The 22,824-nt window shown below is 67.1% G+C and carries 20 protein-coding genes; 15 read left to right on the plus strand and 5 right to left on the minus strand.

Going from position 1 to position 22,824, the window contains the following annotated elements:
• The 3 genes from leuS to holA all read left to right on the plus strand — a co-directional run.
• Positions 1-2,692 (plus strand): leucine--tRNA ligase (leuS, locus tag Q1W68_RS12115; RefSeq protein WP_300716853.1); only part of this gene is annotated, 2,692 nt, incomplete at its 5' end.
• A 10-nt stretch (positions 2,693-2,702) separates the two neighbouring features.
• Entirely contained in the window at positions 2,703-3,245 is a 543-nt protein-coding gene (gene lptE, locus Q1W68_RS12120) for an LPS assembly lipoprotein LptE (protein WP_300650353.1), read from the plus strand.
• A 19-nt stretch (positions 3,246-3,264) separates the two neighbouring features.
• Positions 3,265-4,317, plus strand: coding sequence for a DNA polymerase III subunit delta (holA, locus tag Q1W68_RS12125; RefSeq protein ID WP_300650350.1), 1,053 nt, complete (start codon positions 3,265-3,267; stop codon positions 4,315-4,317).
• Between the two features lie 3 nt (positions 4,318-4,320).
• Here the strand turns inward: holA and Q1W68_RS12130 are convergent, their stop codons facing one another.
• A complete protein-coding gene (locus Q1W68_RS12130; protein WP_300659077.1) occupies positions 4,321-6,213 on the minus strand; it encodes a sensor histidine kinase in 1,893 nt (630 codons plus the stop codon).
• A gap of 105 nt (positions 6,214-6,318) precedes the next feature.
• Entirely contained in the window at positions 6,319-7,278 is a 960-nt protein-coding gene (locus Q1W68_RS12135; protein WP_300659079.1) for a helix-turn-helix domain-containing protein, read from the minus strand.
• A 195-nt stretch (positions 7,279-7,473) separates the two neighbouring features.
• Between Q1W68_RS12135 and Q1W68_RS12140 the strand changes: the two genes are divergently transcribed.
• The 6 genes from Q1W68_RS12140 to Q1W68_RS12165 all read left to right on the plus strand — a co-directional run bounded on the left by Q1W68_RS12140 (position 7,474) and on the right by Q1W68_RS12165 (position 13,794).
• The gene (locus Q1W68_RS12140; protein WP_300716855.1) at positions 7,474-8,673 is read left to right on the plus strand and encodes an amino acid ABC transporter substrate-binding protein; all 1,200 of its coding nucleotides are present in this window, start codon (positions 7,474-7,476) and stop codon (positions 8,671-8,673) included.
• A 110-nt stretch (positions 8,674-8,783) separates the two neighbouring features.
• Positions 8,784-9,686 (plus strand): branched-chain amino acid ABC transporter permease, encoded by a 903-nt coding sequence (locus tag Q1W68_RS12145; RefSeq protein ID WP_300716857.1) that lies wholly within the window; start codon positions 8,784-8,786, stop codon positions 9,684-9,686.
• A complete protein-coding gene (locus Q1W68_RS12150) occupies positions 9,683-10,711 on the plus strand; it encodes a branched-chain amino acid ABC transporter permease (protein WP_300659083.1) in 1,029 nt (342 codons plus the stop codon). The genes Q1W68_RS12145 and Q1W68_RS12150 overlap by 4 nt, the downstream gene beginning before the upstream one ends.
• Entirely contained in the window at positions 10,701-11,495 is a 795-nt protein-coding gene (locus tag Q1W68_RS12155) for an ABC transporter ATP-binding protein (protein ID WP_300649844.1), read from the plus strand. Before Q1W68_RS12150 ends, Q1W68_RS12155 begins: the two co-directional genes overlap by 11 nt.
• Positions 11,492-12,307 carry an ABC transporter ATP-binding protein gene (locus Q1W68_RS12160; RefSeq protein WP_300659085.1) on the plus strand — a complete coding sequence of 272 codons (816 nt, stop codon included), beginning with the start codon at positions 11,492-11,494 and terminating at the stop codon, positions 12,305-12,307. Before Q1W68_RS12155 ends, Q1W68_RS12160 begins: the two co-directional genes overlap by 4 nt.
• 32 nt (positions 12,308-12,339) lie before the next feature.
• Positions 12,340-13,794, plus strand: coding sequence for an aldehyde dehydrogenase (locus Q1W68_RS12165; RefSeq protein ID WP_300716859.1), 1,455 nt, complete (start codon positions 12,340-12,342; stop codon positions 13,792-13,794).
• A gap of 15 nt (positions 13,795-13,809) precedes the next feature.
• On the opposite strand, the gene Q1W68_RS12170 is transcribed toward Q1W68_RS12165, so the two are convergent.
• Genes Q1W68_RS12170 through Q1W68_RS12180 form a run of 3 tightly spaced genes read right to left on the minus strand, consistent with a single transcriptional unit; the run spans position 13,810 to position 15,625 of the window.
• On the minus strand, positions 13,810-14,787 hold the full coding sequence (locus tag Q1W68_RS12170) for a CapA family protein (protein WP_300716861.1): 978 nt from the start codon (positions 14,785-14,787) through the stop codon (positions 13,810-13,812).
• On the minus strand, positions 14,784-15,191 hold the full coding sequence (locus tag Q1W68_RS12175; protein ID WP_300656030.1) for a hypothetical protein: 408 nt from the start codon (positions 15,189-15,191) through the stop codon (positions 14,784-14,786). The genes Q1W68_RS12170 and Q1W68_RS12175 overlap by 4 nt, the downstream gene beginning before the upstream one ends.
• 14 nt (positions 15,192-15,205) lie before the next feature.
• A complete protein-coding gene (locus Q1W68_RS12180; RefSeq protein ID WP_300656031.1) occupies positions 15,206-15,625 on the minus strand; it encodes a DUF4149 domain-containing protein in 420 nt (139 codons plus the stop codon).
• Between the two features lie 112 nt (positions 15,626-15,737).
• Here Q1W68_RS12180 and Q1W68_RS12185 point away from each other — a divergent pair, with 112 nt between their 5' ends.
• The 6 genes from Q1W68_RS12185 to Q1W68_RS12210 all read left to right on the plus strand — a co-directional run bounded on the left by Q1W68_RS12185 (position 15,738) and on the right by Q1W68_RS12210 (position 22,820).
• Entirely contained in the window at positions 15,738-17,018 is a 1,281-nt protein-coding gene (locus tag Q1W68_RS12185; protein ID WP_300656033.1) for a glutamate-5-semialdehyde dehydrogenase, read from the plus strand.
• A 92-nt stretch (positions 17,019-17,110) separates the two neighbouring features.
• Positions 17,111-18,403, plus strand: a complete 1,293-nt coding sequence (gene gshA / locus Q1W68_RS12190) for a glutamate--cysteine ligase (RefSeq protein WP_300659091.1) — start codon at positions 17,111-17,113, stop codon at positions 18,401-18,403.
• A 132-nt stretch (positions 18,404-18,535) separates the two neighbouring features.
• Positions 18,536-20,404, plus strand: coding sequence for a potassium transporter Kup (locus Q1W68_RS12195; protein ID WP_300716864.1), 1,869 nt, complete (start codon positions 18,536-18,538; stop codon positions 20,402-20,404).
• Positions 20,405-20,425: 21 nt separating this feature from the next.
• Positions 20,426-21,613, plus strand: a complete 1,188-nt coding sequence (locus Q1W68_RS12200; RefSeq protein ID WP_300658776.1) for a benzoate/H(+) symporter BenE family transporter — start codon at positions 20,426-20,428, stop codon at positions 21,611-21,613.
• Positions 21,610-22,554, plus strand: coding sequence for a glutathione synthase (gene gshB / locus Q1W68_RS12205; protein WP_300716865.1), 945 nt, complete (start codon positions 21,610-21,612; stop codon positions 22,552-22,554). The genes Q1W68_RS12200 and gshB overlap by 4 nt, the downstream gene beginning before the upstream one ends.
• Entirely contained in the window at positions 22,551-22,820 is a 270-nt protein-coding gene (locus Q1W68_RS12210; RefSeq protein ID WP_300652768.1) for a VF530 family protein, read from the plus strand. Before gshB ends, Q1W68_RS12210 begins: the two co-directional genes overlap by 4 nt.
• Positions 22,821-22,824: the final 4 nt, after the last annotated feature.

Below are 22,824 nucleotides of genomic sequence, written 5' to 3' on the forward strand. Positions count from 1 at the left end.
GCACGCCCACTGGAACGCCACCGACGCCTACCGCGTGACGGAAGACGCGGGCAAGCCGAAGTTCTACGCCTGCTCGATGCTGCCCTACCCCAGCGGCAAGCTGCACATGGGCCACGTGCGCAACTACACCATCAACGACATGCTGGCGCGCCACCTGCGCATGAAGGGCTTCAACGTGCTCATGCCCATGGGCTGGGACGCGTTCGGCCTGCCGGCTGAAAACGCCGCGCTCAAGAACGGTGTGCCACCGGCGAAGTGGACGTTTGACAACATCGCCTACATGAAGCAGCAGATGCAGGCCATGGGCCTGGCCATCGACTGGTCGCGCGAAGTGGCCACCTGCGATCCGAGCTACTACCAATGGAACCAGTGGCTGTTCCTGAAGATGCTGGAGAAGGGCGTCGCCTACCGCAAGACCCAGGTCGTCAACTGGGACCCGGTGGACATGACCGTGCTGGCGAACGAGCAGGTGATCGACGGCAAGGGCTGGCGCACCGGTGCGGTGGTCGAAAAGCGCGAGATCCCGGGCTACTACCTCAACATCACCTCGTACGCCGAAGAGCTGCTCGACCACGTGCAGATCGGCAACCCCAAGGCCACCCTCAACGGCTGGCCCGACAAGGTGCGCCTGATGCAGGAGAACTGGATCGGCAAGAGCGAGGGCGTGCGTTTTGCGTTCCCGCACACCATCAAAGGTGCCGACGGTGCCTTGATCGGCGACGGGAAGATGCACGTCTTCACCACGCGCGCCGACACCATCATGGGCGTGACCTTTTGCGCCGTGGCGCCCGAGCACCCGCTGGCCGCGCACGCCGCCGCCAACAACCCGGCGCTGGCCGCGTTCATTGAAGAGTGCAAGACCGGCGGCACCACCGAAGCCGAGCTGGCCACGCAGGAGAAGAAGGGCATGGCCACCGGCCTGACCGTCACGCACCCGCTGACCGGCGAGGCGGTGGCCGTGTGGGTGGGCAACTACGTGCTCATGAGCTACGGTGACGGCGCGGTCATGGGCGTGCCCGCGCACGACGAGCGCGATTTCGCGTTTGCGAAGAAATACGGAATCGAAATCAAGCAGGTGATGGAGCGCGCGGTCGTTTCGACTGCAGCGTTGAAGGCACAGCACCCGATCGAGGAAGACCCGTTCCTTTACTTTGACGCAGAGCAATGGAAGGAGTGGTACTCCGACAAAGAAAAGGTTGTCGCAGTCAATTCAGGTGTCCTTGACGGAATGACGCCCAAAGAGGCGGTGGACGCCGTGGCCGCCCAACTCGCGGCCAAGGGCCTGGGCGAGAAGAAGACCACCTGGCGCCTGCGCGACTGGGGCGTGAGCCGCCAGCGCTACTGGGGCACGCCCATCCCGATCATCCATTGCGCCGAACACGGTGCGGTGCCGGTGCCCGAGAAAGACCTGCCGGTGGTGCTGCCGCAGGACTGCATCCCCGACGGCTCGGGCAACCCGCTGCACAAGCACGAAGGCTTCCACGCCGGCGTGGTGTGCCCGGTGTGTGGCCAGCCCGCGCGCCGCGAGACCGACACCATGGACACCTTCGTGGATTCGTCGTGGTACTTCATGCGCTACTGCGACCCGAAGAACACCGACAAGATGGTGGCCGACGGTGCCGACTACTGGATGCCGATGGACCAGTACATCGGCGGCATCGAACACGCCATCCTGCACCTGCTCTACGCGCGCTTCTGGACCAAGGTCATGCGCGACCTGGGGCTGGTGAAGGTGGACGAGCCCTTCACCCACCTGCTCACGCAAGGCATGGTGCTCAACCACCTCTACAGCCGGCGCACCGCCAAGGGCGGCAAGGACTATTTCTGGCCGCACGACGTCGAAAACGTGCTGGATGAGACCGGCAAGGTCGTCGGTGCAAAGCTCAAGAACCCGGCCACCAGCGGCGACGGCATGCTGCCCGTGGGCACGCCCATCGACTACGAGGGCGTGGGCACCATGTCCAAGTCCAAGAACAACGGTGTCGATCCGCAAGACCTGATCGAGAAGTACGGCGCCGACACGGCGCGGCTGTACACCATGTTCACCGCGCCGCCCGAAGCCACCCTGGAGTGGAACGACGCGGCGGTGGAGGGCAGCTACCGCTTCCTGCGCCGCGTGTGGGCCTTCGGCCTCAAGCTCTCGACCACCAGCGGCCTGGGCGCCCTCGCGGCCGGCGTTTCGAAGCAGGCGCTCTCCAAAGGCGCGAAGGCGCTGCGGCTGGAGATGCACACCGTGCTCAAGCAGGTGGACTACGACTACCAGCGCATGCAATACAACACCGTGGTGTCGGGCGCGATGAAGATGCTCAACGCCCTGGAAGACTTCAAGCCCGACGGCAGTGCGGGCGACAACGCCGCGCTGGCCGAGAGCTTCGGCATCTTGCTGCGCTGCATCTACCCCGCCACGCCGCACATCGCTCACACGCTGTGGACCGAGCTGGGCTACCCCGGCGAACTGCTCGACGCGCCCTGGCCCCAGCCGGACGAGGCTGCCTTGCAGCGCGACGAGATCGAGCTCGTGCTCCAGATCAACGGCAAGCTGCGCGGCAGCGTGCTGGTGGCGGCGAACGCCGACAAGGCCACCATCGAGGCGGCGGCGTTGGCCAGTGAAGCCTTCATCAAGCAGGCCGCCGGCGCTGCGCCGAAAAAAGTGGTGGTCGTGCCCGGCCGCCTGGTCAACGTGGTGATCTGAAAGCCCCTGCATGACGAACCAACGCCCCTCGATCTCCAGCCGCCGCGCCTGGCTGCACCTCGCCCTGGGCGCTGCCGCGCTGGGTCTCTCGGGCTGCGGTTTTGCGCTGCGCAAGGCGCCCACGTTCGCGTTCGACACGCTGCGCCTGCAAGGCATGGAAGGCACGCAGGTGAGCCGCGAGCTGCGCGAGGCGCTGCAGGCCAACGGGATCCGTGTGCTGACCTCCAGCACACCCGCCACCGGCCCCGGTGCGCAGACGGGGCAAGCCATCCTCACCGTGCTCACCGACCAGCGCGAACGGGTGGTGGTGGGGCAAACGGCGGCGGGCCAGGTGCGCGAATTGCAGTTGCGCACGCGCTTCGTGTTCCGCCTGCGCACGCCCACCGACAAGATCCTGATCGACGACGTGGAGCTGCTGCTCGAGCGTGACATCAGCTTCAACGAAACCCAGGTGCTGGCCAAGGACGCGGAAGAGCAGCTGCTCTACCGCGACATGCGCAGCGACATCGTGCAGCAGGTGGTGCGGCGGCTGGCGGCGGTGAAGTCGCTCTGAGCCCAACCCCAAGAACCCCATGCAGATCGCAGCCCACCAGCTCGCCGCGCAGCTGCAGCGCGGCCTCAAGAGCCTCTACACGCTGCACGGCGACGAGCCCCTGCTGATCCAGGAAGCGGCCGATGCGATCCGCTTGGTGGCGCGCGAGCAGGGCTGCGCTGAGCGCACGGTGCACACCGTGGCCGGTGCGCATTTCGACTGGGGCGAGGTGCTGGCCAGCGGCGGCTCCATGAGCCTGTTTTCCGACAAACAACTGATCGAGATCCGCATCCCCTCGGGCAAGCCCGGCAAGGACGGCTCGCAGGCGCTGCAGCAGATCGCCCAGGACGCCGAGAACAACGACAGCACCGTGACGGTGGTGATCCTGCCGCGGTTGGACATGGCCACGCAGAAGGGCGCCTGGTTCGCCGCGCTCGACAGTTTCGGCACCGTGGTGCGCGTGGAAGCGGTGGACCGCAAGGCCCTGCCGCAGTGGATCGCGCAGCGCCTGCAGGCGCAAGGCCAGCGCGTGGTGGCGGGCGACGAGGGCCAGCGCACGTTGCAGTTTTTTGCCGATCGTGTGGAGGGCAACCTGCTCGCCGCGCACCAGGAGATCCAGAAGCTCGCCCTGCTGCATCCGGTGGGTGAGCTGTCGCTGGAGCAGGTGGAGTCGGCCGTGCTGAACGTGGCGCGTTACGACGCGTTCAAACTCGCCGAGGCGGTGCTGGGCGGGCAGGGCGTGCGCGTGCAGCGCATGCTCGATGGTCTGCAGGCCGAGGGCGAAGCGCCGGTGCTGGTGCACTGGGCGCTGTCCGAAGACATCCGCACGCTGCACCGCGTGCGCACCGCACTCGATGCCGGTCGTCCGCTGCCCATGGCGCTGCGAGAAAACCGGGTGTGGGGTGTGAAAGAGAAGCTCATGGAGCGTGCGCTGCCGCTGCTCTCCATGGCCACGCTCACGAAGTGGCTGGACGACGCGCACACAGTGGACGGCATCGTCAAAGGCCTCAAGTCACCGGGCTGGCCGGCCGATCCCTGGCAGGCTTTGCAACAGATGGCGATGCGCGTGTCCAGCGCTTGCGCTCTGCGCTGATGATCAAGGTGGGGAGGCCATTGGTACCCACAGCTCAAAGCACGATCCCCGATTCGGCACGGACCGCAGACCCACGCGGATGTCGAGCAAGACGGCGCAGCGGCTGACGATCGACAAACCCAGCCCCAGTCCCCTGTCGTGCGAGTGGGCCGCGCTGCCTCGGTAGTGGGCCTCAAAAACAGTGGACTGTTCTCGCACGGGGATGCCCGGGCCCGTGTCCCAGACCTGAATGAGCAGGTGCGCTGACCGCACACGGCACGACAGCAACACGCCGCCTGCCCGGGTGTAGCGCATGGCATTGGAGACCAGGTTGCACACCATGCGTTCCAGCAGCAGGGGATTGCTGCGAACTTCGCACAGGCTGGGCAGGACCCGCCAGCGCAAGCCGCTTTTCTGCGCGCGTGCGGCAAACAAGGCGTCGATGCGCTCCAGCATGTCTTGCACCGAAAACACCTCGATGTCGGGCTTCAGGTCGTCGCGGTCCAGTCGCACCTGCATGGCCAATGACGACAGCAGTTCGTCGGCGGCGAACACCGCCGATTGCATCTGGTTCAACGCCTCACTCGAAACCACATCGGCCCGCCGGCGCGCCATGCTTTCAGCGGCCAGGCTCAGGGCATAAATCGGTTGCTGAAGGTCGTGGGTCACGGCGGCCATGAAGCGCGATTTTTCCCGCAGCGCCCGCTGCGCTTCTTCGCGCGCGACTTGTTCGCGGGCTCGCTGCACGTCGGCTTCTGCGCGGGCGCGTCGCTCGGCCATGATGCGATCGGCCAGCGCGAGGGAGAGCAACAGCATTTCGGCGGCCGAGGCGATCAGCGTGCCGTCGTACAGCAAGGGGTGGGGTGGCACCAGACCCATGCGCAGCAGCATCCGCAGCAACACCGCGAGCACAACGCCTCCCCAGCCCAGCAAGAAGTAGACGGCTGCGGGCGTGCCTGCGCGGTATCCCCTGACGCCTGCCATCATGATCAACGTGACCGTCCACAGCGCCAGCGGCAGGCTCACCCATCCCATCACGGTGTGGGCTGGTAGCCCGAGGTGCAGCAGCAAGACCACCACCCACGCCAACGCGGTGCCCCGCAATACCCGGGACAAGCGCGGGCTGAATCGCGAAACGCGAAGGAAGCTGTCCGTGAACTGCATCGCAGAAAAACAGAACACGGTGCTGGCCATGCTCAGGATGGGGTAGCTCCACAGTGCCTGGGAAGTCCACAGCAGGCTCGGACCGAAGCCGGTGCTGCTGAGCTGGAACATCCCCATGCTGAGTCCGACGCCGAGGTAGTAGCCATAGGCCTGGTCTTTCAGGCGCAACGCAAGGAAGCCGTTGTAGGCCAGCAGGGCACCCAGCAAGCCAAAGTAGGCGCCCAGCAAGGCATGGGAGCGGCGCTCCCGCTCTCGCCACACCGAGGGCGTCCACAGTTCCGTCGGCACCTGCATGAGGCCCGAGGACTGGACGCGCATGTGAACCATCACGGGTTCGTTGGCCGCCAGCGAGAGCGTCACCTCTGGTAGACGCTGCAGCGGTGGCTGCATGTGCTGCAAAGACCCCAGGCCCCCATCGCTTCGCTCGGACGGTCTGCCGGCACGCTGCAGCACCCAAGTCACCCATTCAAGCTGGGGCGTGGACACCACCCAGACCCACTCGCTCGCGTCGGGGGAGCGCAGCACCACGCGAAACCAGACGGGGTGCCTCAAGAAACCGAAGTTGCCCTTGCCCGCACGGTCGCGCAACTTCCGCCATGTGCCCGGTGCCGGTTCACCCGAGTCCGGCTGCCATTCACCGGTTTCGTCGATGAAGTATTCCAGCTCGTGTGAAAGCGGAACACTGGCTGTGTTTTGCGGGATGTCGAACACCGGCTGGGCTTGGGCCGCATGGCCCAACAACCAAAAACCCAACACAAGGAGTCTGGAAAGCCGGAACAAAAGTGAGTCCCCGACGGCGTGACGTTTGCTCCCTGGAGCGCAATGTTGGGCGGACAGCCCTTCAACCGCGCAGAATTCTCAGCCCTGTCGCTGAGCGGCTTCGCGAAAATCGCTGGGCGACACGCCCGTGTGCTCCCGAAACACGCGGCTGAAGTGCGCCGTGTTGTTGAAGCCCCAGGAGAACGCGATGTCGGTGATGGTGCGTTGCGCGCCGCCGCTCTGGCGCAGCTCGCGCATGCAGGCCTGGATGCGCTGGCGCTGGATGTAGTGGGCGGGTGTGTCGTCTTCTGCGCTGAAGGCGTTGTGCAGGTGGCGCTTGCTGCAGTTGAGCGCCTGCGCGATGTGGTCCAGCGTGAGTGACGGGTCGCGCAGGTGCTGGCCGATGTGTTCGCGGATGCGGTCGCGGAACGCTTCGAGCTGCGTGACGCTGCTCTCGCGCCCGGCGAGTTCCTGCAAGGACAAACGCACCAGCTCCACGATGAGTTCGCCCGCACCGCGCGCCGCCGTCTCGCTCATCTGCGGCAGCTCCTGGTAGGTGCTGCGCATGGTCTCCAGCGCCACGCGCGCGATGCCGCTCACGCCGCCCACGTGGCGCGCCATCAATGGCTCCAGCTTCAGGCCGCGTTCGGTGAGCTGCTCCTTGGGCAGCATCACGATCAGGTGTTCCACGCGTTCGGGGTTGGCGATCTCGTAGCTGCCGGTGGTGTCGTAGATCGCCCAGCCGCCGGGCCGAACCCAGGCCTCGCGCCCCTGCTGCTGCACCGCCGCGCTGCCCTGCCAGGGCGCCACGATCTTGAGGTAGGCGCGGTCGTTGGCGCGCGCCAGCTGCGGGCTTTTCAGCACCCGGTGGCGGTTGGCTTCCAGCTTGGTGAGCACCACGTCGCCCGCGGTGGATGCGCTCATGTGGCCATCGAACCCGGTGTCGCCGTACAGGTCGGACTCCAGCCCGCCGAAGTGCGTCCAGATCCAGTCGCGCCAGATGGCGGCGCGCTCGATCGGTTCGACGCTGTCGGTGCTCATCACGGAGGCGGCGGTCATGGTGGGGGCTCCGGCGGTGTCAGGAAAGCAAATTATCGGCCGCGCTGTCCATCCCCGCAGCGCCCCCGGTCAAGGGTTTTCCCGAGGCGTCATGCACGTTCCGTCAAGCAGGTAGTGCATCCACAGCACAGCGCGCGGTGGCGGCCGTGCCTACCATTCGGCTCTCAGCCAACCCACACCCGCAGGAGACACAACATGGTTCAAGCCAATCGCCGTCTGGTCATCAAGAGCGCCGCCGCCGCGGTGGGCGCCATGTCGTTCGCACCCGGGCTCATGGCGCAGTCCGCGCCGGTGCGCATCGGGTATTCGATGTCGCGCACCGGCCCCTGGACGGGGGGGGCGCAGGTGAGCCAGGAGCCCAACTATTTGCTCTGGGCCGAGCAGCAGAACGCCGCGGGTGGTCTCGACGTGAAAGGCGTCAAGCGCCAGATCGAGCTCATCAGCAGCGACGACCGCAGCGACACCGAAACCGTGGTGCGCACCTACGAAAAACTGATGGGCAGCGACAAGGTCGACCTGGTGCTGCCGCCCTGGGGCTCCAACGCCAACTTCGCCGTCGCGCCGCTGGCCAACCGCTTCCAGTACCCCTTCCTCGCACCCACCGCGCTCTCGCGCCGCCTGGTCGAGATGCGCCTGCCGTACTTCTTCCTGCTGCTGCAGCAGCCCGCGCCCATGACCAACGCGCTGGTGGACATGCTCAAGGCCAACGGCGTGAAAACCGTGGCGCTGATCTACGTGGACGACCTGTTTGGCCTGGAGAACTACGCGGCCTTCAAGGTGGCGCTGCAGGGCAGCGGCATCACCATGGTGGAAGACAAGAGCTACCCCGGTGGCGTGAAAGACCTCTCGCCCGTGCTGCGCTCGATGAAGGACAAGAACCCCGACGCTTTCGTGGGCTTCACCTACCCGCCCGACACCATCCTGGCCAGCCGCCAGGCCAAGGAAGTGGGCTTCAACCCGAAGTTTTTCTACGCCTCGGTGGGTACCGCCTTCCAGCTTTACCGCAACGTGATGACCCCCGCCGGCGCCGAGGGCGTGCTGGGCATGGGTTCGTGGAACGGCAAGACCAGCCCGGCCGCCAAGGCCTATTTCGACGCGCACACCAAAAAGTTCGCCGGCAAGGAACCCGACCGCTGGGCCAGCGGCGCCTGCTGGGCCGGCCTGGAGATCCTCACCAACGCGGTGAAGGCCCAGGGCCTGGACCGCAAGGCGATCCGCGATTACGTGGCCGGCACGACCCACAAAACCATCATTGGCGACATCAAGTTCAGCGGCAGCGAGAACGTGGGCACGCCGGGCACGGTCGGCCAGTGGCAGAACGGGGAGTTCGAGGTGGTGTGGCCGAAGAGCGTGGCGACGGCTGCGCTCAATCCGGCAAAGCCTGCTTGGCGCTGAGAGCCCACCCCCGCGCCGCGCCTGCGGCGCGTCACCCCCTCAAGGGGGCAGCGCGTGCGGCCCGGCAAAGCCGGTTCCGCCGCGCTCCCGGATAACTCCCCTTCATTCGCATGTCCTTCTCCGCCTGGCTCGAACTCCTCGCCTCCGGCCTCATCACCGGGGGCATCTATGCGCTCGTTGCGCTCGGGCTGAACCTGCAGTACGGGCTGATGCGCATCCTCAACATCGCGCACGGCGAGTTCCTCATGGTGGGGGCTTACCTCACCTGGATGGCGCAGACCTCGCTCGGGCTGAACCCGCTGTTCATGGTGCCGGTGTCGTTTGCCCTGCTGTTCGTGCTGGGCTGGGTGATTCACCGGCTGTGTTTCCGCCGCCTCACGGTCACCTCGCCCAACCTCGACATCTTCGAAGCCCGCGGTCTCATGGTGGCCTTCGGCCTCATGTTCCTGGTGCAGAACTTCGCGTCGTGGATGTGGGGCGGCGATCTGCGCGGTTACGACTTCCTCACCGAGCCGGTGCAGATCCCGCTGCCCGATGGCGCGGCGCAGTTCGCCGGCAACAAGCTGCTGGTGTTTGCGCTGGCGCTGCTGTTCTCGGGCGCGCTCATCGTGCTCATGCGCACCACGCTGCTGGGCAAGGGCGTGCGCGCGCTCATGCAGTCGCCCACCGGCGCGCAGCTCATGGGCATCAACACCCAGCGCCTGCACCCGCTCATGTTCGGCATCGGCCTGGGCCTCTCGGGCGTGGCCGGCTGCCTGATTTCCATGGCGTACACCATCAGCCCGTCCATGGGTGAGCCCTACACCATCACCGCGCTCATCGTCATCACGCTGGGCGGCTTCGGCAGCATGGGCGGTGCGCTGGCGGGCGGGCTGCTGCTGGGCGTGATCGAAGCTTTGGGCATGCATTTCACCAATCCTTCGCTCAAGGCCTTGTTGAGCTACGTGGTCTTCATCAGCGTGCTGCTCCTGCGCCCCGAAGGTCTGTTCTCGCGGAAATCACGCAAAGCATGAACTCCCGTCAATTCCTCATCCGCGACCTGCTGGTCCTCTTCGGCCTCACCGGCTGGGCGCTGGCGCTGCCGGGCTTCGCCAGCGAGTTCGCCGTGTCCATGGCGCTCACCTGCCTGATGTACATCGCGCTCTCGTCGAGCTGGGCGCTGTTCTGCGGCACCACGCGCTACCTCTCGCTCGCCACCTCGGCCTTCTTCGGCATCGGCGCCTACACCAGCGCCATCCTGCTGGAGCACGTGTCGTGGGCGCAGGCCATCGGCCTCGGTGCGCTCATTGCCGCTGCGGTGGCGGTGGTCATGGGCGCGGCCGTGCTGCACCTGCGCGGCACCTACTTCGCGGTGCTCACCTTCGGCATGACCGAGCTCATCCGCCACGCCATCAGCTACTTCGAGAAGAGCGTCACCGGCACCGTGGGCCGCGTGCTCATGGTGGTGCCCGAGCGCGACACCATCTACCTCACCGTGCTCGCGCTCGCCGTGATCACGGTGGCGCTGTCCATCACCATCCGGCGCACGCGCTTCGGCCTGGCCATGCTCGGCATCGGGGCCGACGAGCAGCGCGCCCAGACGCTCGGCGTCAACACGCGCTGGGTGAAGGTGGCGGGCTTTGCGCTCACCGCTGCGGTGGCGGGTGCGGTGGGCGCGGCCATGTCGGTGCGCTGGACCTACATCGACCCGCACACCGTGTTCAACCCCTTCATCGGTTTCCAGACCGTGCTGATCGCGCTCATCGGCGGTGCGGCCACGCTGTGGGGCCCGCTGATCGCGGCCATCGTCTTCAGCGTGCTGGCCGAGACGCTGCGCCTGCAGGTGCCGCAGATCTACATGATGTCGCTGGGCCTGCTGCTGATCCTCTCGGTGCTGTACCTGCCGGGTGGTCTGGCCTCGCTGCGCGCTGAGACCTTCCGCGGCTGGCGCGATGGCGCCAAGGCCTGGTGGACCGAAACGCGCGACGACCTGAGCGGTGAAACCAAACGCCGCAAGCTCCGCGACAAACAACTCAGGGAGCGCCGCGATGTCTTCTGATCGCCAACCCCTGCTCGACGCCCGCGACATCACTGTGCGCTTCGGCGGCCTCACCGCCGTGGACGCGGTGAGCGCGCGCTTCATGCCGGGCGAACTCGTCGGCATCATCGGCCCCAACGGCGCGGGCAAGACCACCTTCTTCAACGCCATCTCGGGCGTGACCCAGCCCACCAGCGGTGCGCTCACGGTGCAGGGGCGCGAGCTGGCCGGCAAAGGCCCGCACCGCTTTGCCGCCAACGGCCTGGCGCGCACCTTCCAGACGCCACGCACCTTTGCCGACATGCTCGTGCGCGACAACATCGCCTTCGGCCTCAAGTTCGCCGGTCGCCGCCCACGCAAGTACATCTGGTGGGGCGAAGAGACCACGGTGCCGTGGGTGCTGCGCACGCCCGAGAGCATCCTCGGCCTGATCGGTCTCTCGGCACAGGCCGATCTGCCGGCCGCGGCCATCACGCCGTCGCAGCAGCGCCTGCTGGAGATCGGCATGGCGCTGGCCACGCGCCCGCGCATGCTGCTGCTCGACGAAGTGGCCGCCGGCCTCACCGAAAACGAGGTGGAGGAGATGGCGCGCCTGATCCGCCGCCTGCGCGACGAGCTCGACCTCACCGTGGTCTGGATCGAGCACGCCGTGACCACGCTGCTGCGCCACGTGGAGCGCGTGATCGTGCTGCACCAGGGCAAAAAAATCGCCGACGGCACACCGGCCGAGGTGGTGCGCAACGCCGAGGTGATCGAGGCCTACCTGGGCGACGAGATGAACGAAACCGAAGAGGCCGCCGCATGATGTGGTACCGCCCAACCCCCTTTGAGCTCGGTGGCGGCGCACGGGCGCGCCTCAAGGTCAACGGCCTGTCGGCCGGCTACGGCGCCTTCCTCGTGCTGCGCGATCTGCAGCTCGACATCCAGCCCGGCCTGACCGTGGTGCTCGGCCCCAACGGCGCCGGCAAGACCACGCTGCTCAAGGCGCTCAACGGTCTGATCCCGCGCGGCGGTTCGGTGCTGCTCGACGGCACCGAGATGCCCGAGAAGACGCACGAGATCGTGCAGGCCGGCGTGGCCCTGGTGCCCGAAGGCCGCCAGCTGTTTCCGCAACTCACCGTGACGGAGAACCTGGAGCTCGGCGGCTGGCTGGTGCCCAAGGCGCAGCGCGCCGAGCGCCTGGCCCAGGCCCTGGTGGACTTTCCCAAACTCAGGGAACGCGCCACGCAACTGGCCGGCACCATGAGCGGTGGCGAGCAACAGATGGTGGCCGTGGCGCGCGCCATGATGTGTGCGCCGCGCCTGCTCATGCTCGACGAACCCTCGCTGGGTCTCGCGCCCAAGATGGTCGACGAGCTGCTCACCATCGTGCGCCGCATCGCCGATGCCGGCACCACCGTGCTGATGGTCGAGCAGAACGTCAAGAAGGCGCTGGCGGTGGCCGATCGCGGCTACGTGATGGAGCGCGGCACGCTCGTGGCCAGCGGCCCGGCGAAGCTGCTCGCGCGCTCCACCGTGATCCGCGAGGCCTACCTCGGCGCCGACAAGGACCCCGCGACCGGCACCACCAGCGCCGCCGACGCCGTGCAGCGCCGCAAGGCCGTGGCCACCACCTGACAAGCCTTTCATCTGAACCCAAGGAGAACCCCATGTCCGACATGTCCATGCTCATCAACGGCCTGAAGGTCACCGCCGAAAAAGGCGCCACCTTCGAACGCCGCAACCCGCTCGACGGCAGCGTGGCCACACGCGCCCCTGCTGCGTCACCGGCCGACGCCGTGATGGCGGTGGAAGCCGCCGCCGAGGCCTTCAAGACGTGGAGCGAAACCGGGCCCACGATGCGCCGCGCCCTGCTGCTCAAGGCGGCCGACGCGCTCGAAGTCAAGACGCCCGCGTTCATCGAAGCCGTCTCCGCCGAGACCGGCGCCACCGCCATGTGGGGCGGCTTCAACGTCATGCTGGCCGCCGGCATGATCCGCGAGGCGGCCTCGCTCACCACGCAGGTGGGCGGTGAACTGATCCCGTCCGACGTGCCCGGATCGCTGGCCATGGGCATCCGCCAGCCCGCCGGTGTGGTGCTCGGCATCGCGCCCTGGAACGCGCCCGTCATCCTGGCGGTGCGTGCCATCTGCCTGCCGCTGGCGTGCGGCAACACCGTCATCCTCAAGGGCAGCGAGAACTGCCCGCGCACCCACCAGCTCATCATTGAAGCGTTTCAGGACGCGGGCTTCCCGCCCGGCGTGGTGAACTACATCACCAACGCGCCGGCCGACGCCGGTGCCGTGGTCGAGGCCATGGTCGCCCACCCGGCTGTGCGCCGCGTGAACTTCACCGGTTCCACCAAGGTCGGCAAGATCATCGCGGCCACCTGCGCGAAGTACCTCAAGCCGGTGGTGCTGGAGCTCGGCGGCAAGGCGCCGCTGGTGATCCTGGACGACGCCAACCTGGACGACGCCGTCAACGCCGCCGCCTTCGGCAGCTTCGCCAACAGCGGCCAGATCTGCATGAGCACCGAACGCATCATCGTGGACAGCAAGATCGCGGACGCCTTCGTGAAGAAGTTCGCCGACAAGGCCAAAAACCTGCCGCTGGGCGACCCGCGCAAGCCCGAGCCGGTGGTGCTGGGCTCGGTGATCGGCATGGGCACGGTCAACCACTGCAACGAGCTCATCGACGACGCGCTGGCCAAAGGTGCCAAGCTCGCCTGCGGCGGACGGGCCGACACCACGCTCATGCCCGCCACCGTGCTCGACCACGTGACCCCGGCCATGCGCATCTACCACGAGGAAACCTTCGGCCCGGTGAAATGCGTGGTGCGTGTGAACGGCGTGGAAGAAGCGATTGCCTGCGCCAACGACAACGAATACGGCCTGAGTGCCGCGGTGTTCGGTGGCGACATCGCCCGCGCGTTCAACGTGGCGCGCAAGATCGACAGCGGCATCTGCCACGTGAACGGCCCCACCGTGCACGACGAAGCACAGATGCCGTTCGGCGGTGTGAAAGGCTCGGGCATCGGCCGCTTCGGTGGCAAGGCCGGCATTGCCGAGTTCACCGAACTGCGCTGGATCACGCTGCAGACGACGCCGCGGCACTACCCGTTCTGATCTGTTGGGCGAAGGTCAGGGCGCCGTGCAGGGTCGCGGCTGTGCATCGCCGCGCACCCAGCAGTCGCCGGGCGATGCCGCATGGGGGCGCGGCAAACCTTCCCGGTCCATGCGCACGACGCGCGTGCGCCAACGCCGAACCCCCTCGCGGTCCAGCTCCAGGCGCAACAGCCAGCCGGTGCGGTGCGCGGTCTCGGTGAAACCGTCGAACACAAAGTTGCCCAGGCTGTAGAACACCGGTTTGCCCGCGACGATCTCGATGTCCTGCGTGACGTGCGGGTGCCCGCCCACCACGGCGTCCGCCCCGGCTTCGATCATCAGCCGCGCCAGTGCGCGCTGGCGGGAATCCGCCAGCGGCTCGTACTCCCAGCCCCAGTGCATCACCGGGATCACCAGATCGGCGCCGTGCCGGCTGCGCGCCAGCGCGATGTCGTGGCGCACCTGGGCGTCTTCGCTCCAGGCGATGCCGGGCCGATCCACGTCGGCTTCGAAGCTGCGCGGGAAGAACTCGTTGTAGCCCAGCAGCGCGATGCGCAGACCGTTGCGTTCGATGATCAAGGGCGCGTGCGCGTGCGTCAGGTCCGAGCCCGCGCCGAAATGGCGGATGCCGTGCCGGTCGAGCAGCCCCAGGGTCTGCATCAGCGCCTCCGGGCCGTGGTCGCCCGCGTGGTTGTTGGCCAGCCCCACCGCGTCGAAGTGGCGGGCCAGGGGGCCCAGCACGCGCGGGTGCGCGCGGAAGGTGTAGGGCTTGTCGGGCTCGGGCGTGCCGGTGGTGGCCACGACGGATTCGAGGTTGGCCACCCGCACATCGGCGTCGCGCAGCCAGTGCGCCACGTGCGCGAACGGATCGCGCCCGCTGCGCACCACGCGCCCGGGCGTGTCGTCCAGCATCACGTCGCCCACGAACACCATCGACACCGGCGTGCCCGCCTGCTGGGCACCCGCTCCGGTGCACAACAACGCCAGCGCCCACGCAGCGGCCAGGCGCCTCATGGCTGCACCTCGTGCCACCGGCATTCGAACTGGAACTGGCGCTCCCGCTGCGGCGAATACACCCAGTGCAGCCCGGTGAGCGATGGTGCCTGGGGCGCGGTGTTCACCACCGGGCGGGTGTAGCCCACCTGGTGCAGCAGCACCGGTCCGCGCGCGCCCTGGTACTGCGTGTAGAGCTGCACATGGTCCACCGTGCCCGCCTGCGCATCGCCCACCACAACCGCCTTGAAGCGGAAGTGGCGGTTCACGCTCACCGGTTGCACCGCGTAGGGGTTGTTGGTGATGCGCGCCTCGTGGGTGAGGGTGTTGCCGGTGCTGTCGATCACGCAGCGCAGGGCAGGCGCGGTGTGGGCACTCGCGCCCGACAGGGCCAGCACGACCGGCAGGATGCGGTGCAACGTCATGGGGTGGCGCATGTTCAGCGGATGAATCGTGCCAGCACCACGCCGGTGAGCGCAATGTGCAGCAGCGTGATCACCACCGACAGCCCGTGCAGTTGCACGAACCGGCGCCGCTGGCCTGCGTCGGTGGCGGCATTGATGGCGTGCATCAGCCATTGGCGCGTGGGCACGGTGCTGATCGCGACCAGTGCCAGCAGGGCGCAGGACCAGGGGTCGCGGGCCCAGACCAGCGCTGCGCCGAGCGCAGCGGTGCCGATGACAAACAGGTAGAAGTGTGGAAAAGCGCGCCGGATCAGCGTGCGTGCGTCTGCCACCGGCAACGCCGTGAACAGGAACGCGGCAAAGGCGAAGGAGAACAGGGTCATGCCACCAAAGAGCAGGGCACTGACCAGCAAGGCGGCCACGTCGAGGGCTTGGGCAAGAAAAGGAGTGAGCATGGTGGTGATGGGAAAAACGCCAACGATACGCAGTCCACGGCGGCGCGGTGGGGATTTCGCCAAGCCCCTGGGGGCTGGGCGGACATGCCTCGCCTCTGCGAAAATCCAGCCGATGAACGCGACCAACACCACCGAACTCATGCACACCCTGGGCCAGCAGGCCAAGGTGGCCTCGGCGCTCATGGCCAAGGCCAGCGCCGCCACCAAGCAGCGCGCCCTGCTCGGCCTGGCCGCCTTGCTGCGCGCCAATGGGGACGCGCTGCAGCGGGACAACGCCAAGGACCTGGAGCGCGCCCGTGCCGCCGGTCTGGCCGAGCCCATGGTGGACCGCCTCAAGCTCACGCCCAAGGTCATCGAGACCTGCGCCCAGGGCTGCGAGCAGCTGGCCGCCATGCCCGAGATCATCGGCGACATCACCGGCCTCAAGCAGATGCCCAGCGGCATCCGTGTGGGGCAGATGCGGGTCCCCATCGGCGTTTTCGGCATGATTTACGAGAGCCGGCCCAACGTGACCATCGAGGCCGCGAGCCTGTCCATCAAGAGCGGCAACGCCGCCATCCTGCGCGGCGGCTCGGAGGCCATCGAATCCAACCGCGCGCTGGCCGCGCTGGTGCAGCGCGCGTTGACGGACGCCGGCTTGCCCGCCGACGCGGTGCAGCTCGTGCCCACCACCGACCGCGCCGCCGTGGGCCAGCTGATCACCATGCCGCAGTACGTGGACGTGATCATTCCGCGCGGCGGCAAGGGCCTGATCGAGCGCATCAGCGCCGAGGCCAAGGTGCCGGTCATCAAGCACCTGGACGGCAACTGCCACACCTACGTCGACGACCCTTGTGACGTGGCCATGGCGGTGACCGTCGCGGACAACGCCAAGACCCAGAAGTACAGCCCCTGCAACGCGACCGAGAGCCTGCTGGTGGCGCGTGGTGTGGCGGCGGACTTCCTGCCGAAGATCGGCGCCATCTATGCGGCCAAGGGCGTGGAGATGCGCTGCTGCCCCGGCAGCAAGGCCATCCTGTCGGCGGTGCCGGGCGCTGTCCTGAAAGACGCCACCGAAGCCGACTGGTCCGAGGAGTACCTGGCCCCCATCATCAGCATCAAGCTGGTCGAGGGGGTGGACGAGGCCATGGCCCACATCAACCGCTACAGCAGCCACCACACCGACGCCATCCTCACCACCAACCACATGCACGCCCAGCGTTTCCTGCGAGAGGTTGATTCGGCGAGCGTGATGGTGAATGCGAGCACCCGCTTCGCTGACGGATTCGAGTTTGGCCTGGGCGCCGAAATCGGCATTTCCACCGACAAGTTCCACGCCCGCGGGCCGGTGGGCGTGGAGGGTTTGACGTCGCTGAAGTACGTGGTGCTGGGCGAGGGTGAAGTGCGGGGCTGATCAGCGTGTCGATCCGGGCGGCGCCTTGAAAGGGTGTCACACGGCCCCATTACACTGATCACCCCACCCGTTGCCGCCCAAGGCCCTCTCCTATGGTCCCCCACCTCGTCACCGCCCTGACCGGCCCCATCAACGAGCTAGAGCAGCGCATCCTCGAGTCCACCCCGGTGATCGAGCGCTGGTTCCGGCTGGAGTGGATGGAGCACACACCGCCGTTCTACAGCTCGGTGGACGTGCGCAACGCCGGCTTCAAGCTCGCGCCGGTGGACACCAACCTCTATCCCGGCGGCTGGAACCACCTCACGCCCGAGATGATTCCGCTGGCGGTGCAGGCGGCCATGGCGGCGATCGAGAAGATCTGCCCCGAAGCCAAGAACCTGCTGCTGATCCCCGAGAACACGCGCGACACGTTCTACCTGAGCAACCTGGCCCAGCTGCAGCGCATCTTCTACATGGCCGGCCTCAATGTGCGGCTGGGCTCGATGTCCAACGACATCAAGGCGCCCACCACCATCGAGCTGCCCGGCGGCGAAAAGGTGGTGCTGGAGCCGCTGATCCGCACCAAGCGGCGCCTGGGCCTCAAAAACTTCGACCCCTGCACCATCCTGCTCAACAACGACCTGAGCGCGGGCGTGCCCGGCATCGTGGAAGACCTGCACGAGCAGTACCTGCTGCCCCCGCTGCACGCGGGCTGGCCCACGCGGCGCAAGAGCCACCACTTCAAGGCGTATGAGGAGGTGTCCAAGCGCTTCGGCAAGCTGCTGGGCATGGACCACTGGCTGATCAACCCGATGTTCAACCAGTGCGGTCAGGTCGACTTCAACACCGACGCGGGGCTCGAATGCCTGCGCAGCAACACCGACGCGCTGCTGGGCAAGATCCGCCGCAAGTACAAGGAATACGGCATCAACGAGAAGCCGTTTGTGGTGGTCAAGGCCGACAACGGCACCGGCGGCATGGGCATCCTCACCGTGCGCGACGCCCGGGAGATCGACAACCTCTCCGCCAAGACCAAGGCCCACATGGCGGTGACACAGGGCGGGCAGGCGGTGCACGAGGTGATCATTCAAGAAGGCGTTCTGACCAACGAGCGCATCAACAGCGCGGTGGCCGAGCCGGTGGTCTACATGATGGACCGCTACGTGGTGGGCGGTTTCTACCGCGTGCACGCCGACCGTGGGGTGGACGAAAACCTCAACGCCCCCGGCTCCAGCTACGTGCCGCTGGCCTTCGAGCAGAGCGCGCAGTTGCCCCAGCCCGGCGTGAAACCGGGCGCCAGCGTCCCCAACCGCTTCTACATGTACGGCGTGATCGGCCGGCTGGCCATGCTGGCCGCCAGCTACGAGCTCGAAGCCACCGACCCCGACGCCGAAGTCTACGAGTGAGTTGCTGCGGCGCAACATAAGCGCTGCGCCGGTGCTTTAGAGCCCCCGGCCCACAGACACGGGGGCGACGGCAGGCGCAAAATCGCGATCCCCAGACAACCTGCCCCGCGCCCGCAAGGCCGGGGTTGTTTTGTGTCAGCCACCAAATCCTCTCTCACCGCGCTCACCCTGGGCGCCATCGGCGTGGTCTACGGCGACATCGGCACCAGCGTGCTGTACGCCGTCAAAGAGGTCTTCGGATCCGGCCACGTCGAGTTCACCCACGCCAACGTCTACGGCGTGCTGTCCATCCTGTTCTGGACACTCACGGTCATCGTCTCGCTGAAGTACGTGGTGCTGGTGCTGCGTGCCGACAACCACGGCGAGGGCGGCCTGATCGCCATGCTGGCGCTGGCGTCCACCGCGGTGAAAGACCGGCCCGAGCTGCGCCAGACGCTGCTGGCCATCGGCATCTTCGGCACCGCGCTGTTTTATGGCGACGGGGTGATCACACCCGCCATTTCGGTGCTCTCGGCGGTCGAAGGGCTTGAAGTCATCTCTCCGGCGTTTCGCCAGTACGTGGTGCCGATCACGCTGGTGGTGCTGTTTGCGCTGTTCGCGGTGCAAAAGCGCGGCACCGGCGGCATCGGCAAGTTCTTCGGGCCGATCACCGTGGTGTGGTTCCTCGCCATCGCCGGCCTGGGTGTGAACCAGATCGTGGACCACCCCGAGATCCTGGCCGCGCTCAGCCCGCACCACGCGCTGCGCTTCATGTGGCAGCAGCCCGGCACCACCTTCATCATCCTGGGCGCGGTGGTGTTGTGCGTCACCGGGGCCGAAGCGCTCTACGCCGACCTGGGTCACTTCGGCAAGAAGCCGATCCGCCTGGCCTGGTTTCTGGTGGTCATGCCCTGCCTCACGCTGAACTACTTTGGTCAGGGCGCGCTGCTGCTGGCGCGGCCCGAAGCGGTGAAGAACCCGTTCTTCAACATGGCGCCCGACTGGCTGCTGCTGCCGCTGGTGCTGCTGGCCACCATGGCCACGGTGATCGCGTCGCAGGCGCTCATCACCGGCGCCTTCAGCGTGACCAAGCAGGCCATGCAACTGGGCTACCTGCCGCGCCTGCAGGTGCAGCACACCAGCGAGCACGACACCGGCCAGATCTACATGCCCTTTGTCAACTGGGGCCTGTTTGCCGCCATCGTGCTGGCGGTGGTGATGTTCAAGTCGTCCACCAACCTCGCGGCGGCCTACGGCATCGCGGTCACGCTGGACATGCTGATCACCACCGTGCTGACCTTCTACGTGATCCGCTACGGCTGGAAATACCCGCTCTGGCTGTGTGTGGCCGCCACCGGTTTCTTCTTCGTGGTCGACCTCGCGTTCTTCACCTCCAACCTGCTCAAGCTGTTCGCGGGTGGCTGGTTCCCGTTGCTCATCGGCGGCCTGGTGTTCACGCTCATGATGACCTGGAAGCGGGGGCGCGGTCTCATGGGTGAAGCCCAGCAGGCCGAGGCGCTGGACCTGCCGAGTTTTCTGGAAGCGGTGTTCGTGAGTCCGCCGGTGCGCGTGGCCGGCACCGCTGTGTTCCTGACCGCCGAGAGCGGTACCGTGCCCAATGCGTTGTTGCACAACCTCAAGCACAACAAGGTGCTCCACGAGCAGAACCTGTTTGTGACCGTGCGCAGCCACGAGGTGCCGTGGATCGCACCCGCGGAGCGCCTGCAGATGGAACCGCTGGGACACGATTGCTGGGCCGTGACACTGAACTACGGGTTCAAGGACGAGCCCGATGTGCCCAAGGCCTTGCAGCTCATGCGCGGCCACGGCTGCGAGATGGCGTCGATGACCACCAGCTACTTCCTGTCGCGCGATGTCGTCACGCCCACGCTGGGCGGCGGCATGGCACCCTGGCGCGAGAAGCTGTTTGCCCAGATGCACCACAACGCCAGCGCCGCCGCGCAGTTCCTGCACCTGCCGAACAACGCGGTGATCGAGCTCGGCTCCAAAATAGAGATCTAGCAGCGCGGCGAAAATCGCCCGATGCCGTTCTTCAAAGACCTCAACCTCTCGGCCGCCACCGCCGGCTTTGTCGCGGTGCTGGTGGGCTTCACCAGCTCGGTGGCCATCGTCTTCCAGGCCGCGCAGGCGTTCGGCGCCACGCCCGCTCAGATCACCTCGTGGATGTGGGCGCTGGGGCTGGGCATGGGCCTGTGCTCGGCCATTCCCTCGCTCGTGCTCAAGCAGCCGGTCATGGTGGCGTGGAGCACGCCGGGCGCGGCGGTGCTGGCCACGGCGGGTCTGGCGGGTGGCTTCTCGATGGCCGAGGCCATCGGGGCCTTCATGGTGTGCGGTGCGCTCATCACGCTGGCGGGCGCCACCGGCTGGTTCGAGCGGGTGATGAACAAGATCCCGATGGCGCTGGCCTCGGCGCTGCTGGCCGGTGTGCTGGCGCGCTTCGGCCTGCAGGCCTTTGCCGCGGCGCAGACCGCGCTGGTGCTGGTGGTGCTGATGCTGCTGGCGTATCTGCTCGGTCGACGGCTGGCACCGCGTTATGCGGTGGTGATCACGCTGCTGGTGTCGGTGGCGTACGTGGTGTTGCGCGGCCAGTTCAACGCCGGCGCGCTCACGCTGGAGCTGGCCCGACCCGTGTTCACCCTGCCGGTGTTCACCCTCGCCGCGTTCACCAGCCTGGCGCTTCCGTTGTTCGTGGTGACCATGGCCTCGCAGAACCTGCCGGGTGTGGCGGCCATACGCGCGGCCGGCTACAACATGCCGATCTCGAAGATCATCACGCTCACCGGCGTGGCCACGCTGCTGCTGGCTCCCTTTGGTGCGTTTGCGCTCAACCTCAGCGCCATCACCGCCGCCATCTGCATGGGTGAGGAGGCGCACCCCGATCCGAAGAAGCGCTACACCGCCGCCGTCACCTGCGGCGCCCTCTACGTGCTCATCGGCCTGTTCGGTGCGGCCGTCACCGGGCTGCTGATCGCCTTTCCGCGCGAGCTGGTGCTGGCCATCGCCGGCATTGCGCTGCTGGGCAGCATCGGCGGCGGGCTGCACGCAGCACTCAAGGACGACACGCACCGCGAAGCCGCGCTCATCACCTTTCTGGTCACGCTCAGCGGCGTGGTGATCGCCGGCATCGGCTCGGCCTTTTGGGGCGTGGTGGCCGGCGCCCTGGCGCTGTTTGTGCAACAGTACGGCCTTCGTCCGAAAAGCAAGCCATGAACATCCTCGTTGTCGCCGACCCGCTGGTCACCTTCAAGACCTACAAAGACACCACCTTCGCCATGATGCGCGAGCTGCAGAAGCGCGGCCACGCGCTGGCGGCCTGCGAGCCGCAGCATCTGCAGTGGCAGACCGGGCACCCGGTGAGTGCGCTGGTGCGCCGCATCGAACTCACCGGCGCAGCCGACGACTGGTACCGAGTGCTGCACCAGGGCCGCGAAGCCCTGCACACGTTCGACGCCGTGCTCATGCGCAAGGACCCACCGTTCGACAGCGAGTTCTTCTACGCCACGCACCTGCTGGAGCAGGCCGAGCGCGAAGGCGCCAAGGTGTTCAACAGCCCGCGCGCGCTGCGCGACCACCCTGAAAAACTGGCACTCATGGAGTTTTCGCAGTTCGCGCCGCCCACGCTGGTGACGCGCTCGCCCGAAGCCATCCGCCACTTCCACGCCGAGCACAAGGACATCATCTTGAAGCCGCTGGACGGCATGGGTGGCATGGGCATCTTCCGCGTCGGGCCCGACGGCATGAACCTTGGCTCCATCACCGAAACGCTCAACCAGGGTGGCGCCACCAGCGTGATGGTGCAGGCCTACCTGCCCGCCATCGTGGACGGTGACAAGCGCCTGTTGCTCATCGGCGGCAAGGTCGCTCCCTTTGTGCTCGCGCGCATTCCGCAAGGCAGTGAGATCCGCGGCAACCTGGCCGCCGGGGGCAAGGGCGTGGCCCAGCCGCTGAGCGACACCGACCGCGCGATCGCCGAGACCATCGCACCCCAGCTCGCTGCCCGTGGCCTGCTGCTGGTGGGGCTGGACATGATCGGCGACAAGGTCACCGAGATCAACGTCACCAGCCCGACCTGCTTCCAGGAGATCCAGCAGCAGACCGGGTTCGATGTGCCGGCGATGTTTGTGGATGCGCTGGAAGCGGCGATGGCATGAGCGAAGCCGACGACGCAGCGGCCCCGGCGCCGGGCCAACCCAGAAACCCGCTGCACGGGCTCACGTTGGAGGCCATCGTCACCGCGCTGGCCGATCACTACGGCTGGGAAGAACTGGGCCAGCGAATCCCGGTGCGCTGTTTCAACGTGGACCCCAGCGTGGGGTCGAGCCTGCGCTTCCTGCGCAAGACCCCGTGGGCGCGCGAGAAGGTCGAAAGCCTGTACCTGTTCATGCTGCGCGAAGAGCGCCGCGCTGGCCGCGGCTGAAGGG

It is taken from the genome of Hydrogenophaga sp. (assembly GCF_030158645.1).
Taxonomy (GTDB): Bacteria; Pseudomonadota; Gammaproteobacteria; order Burkholderiales; family Burkholderiaceae_C; genus Hydrogenophaga.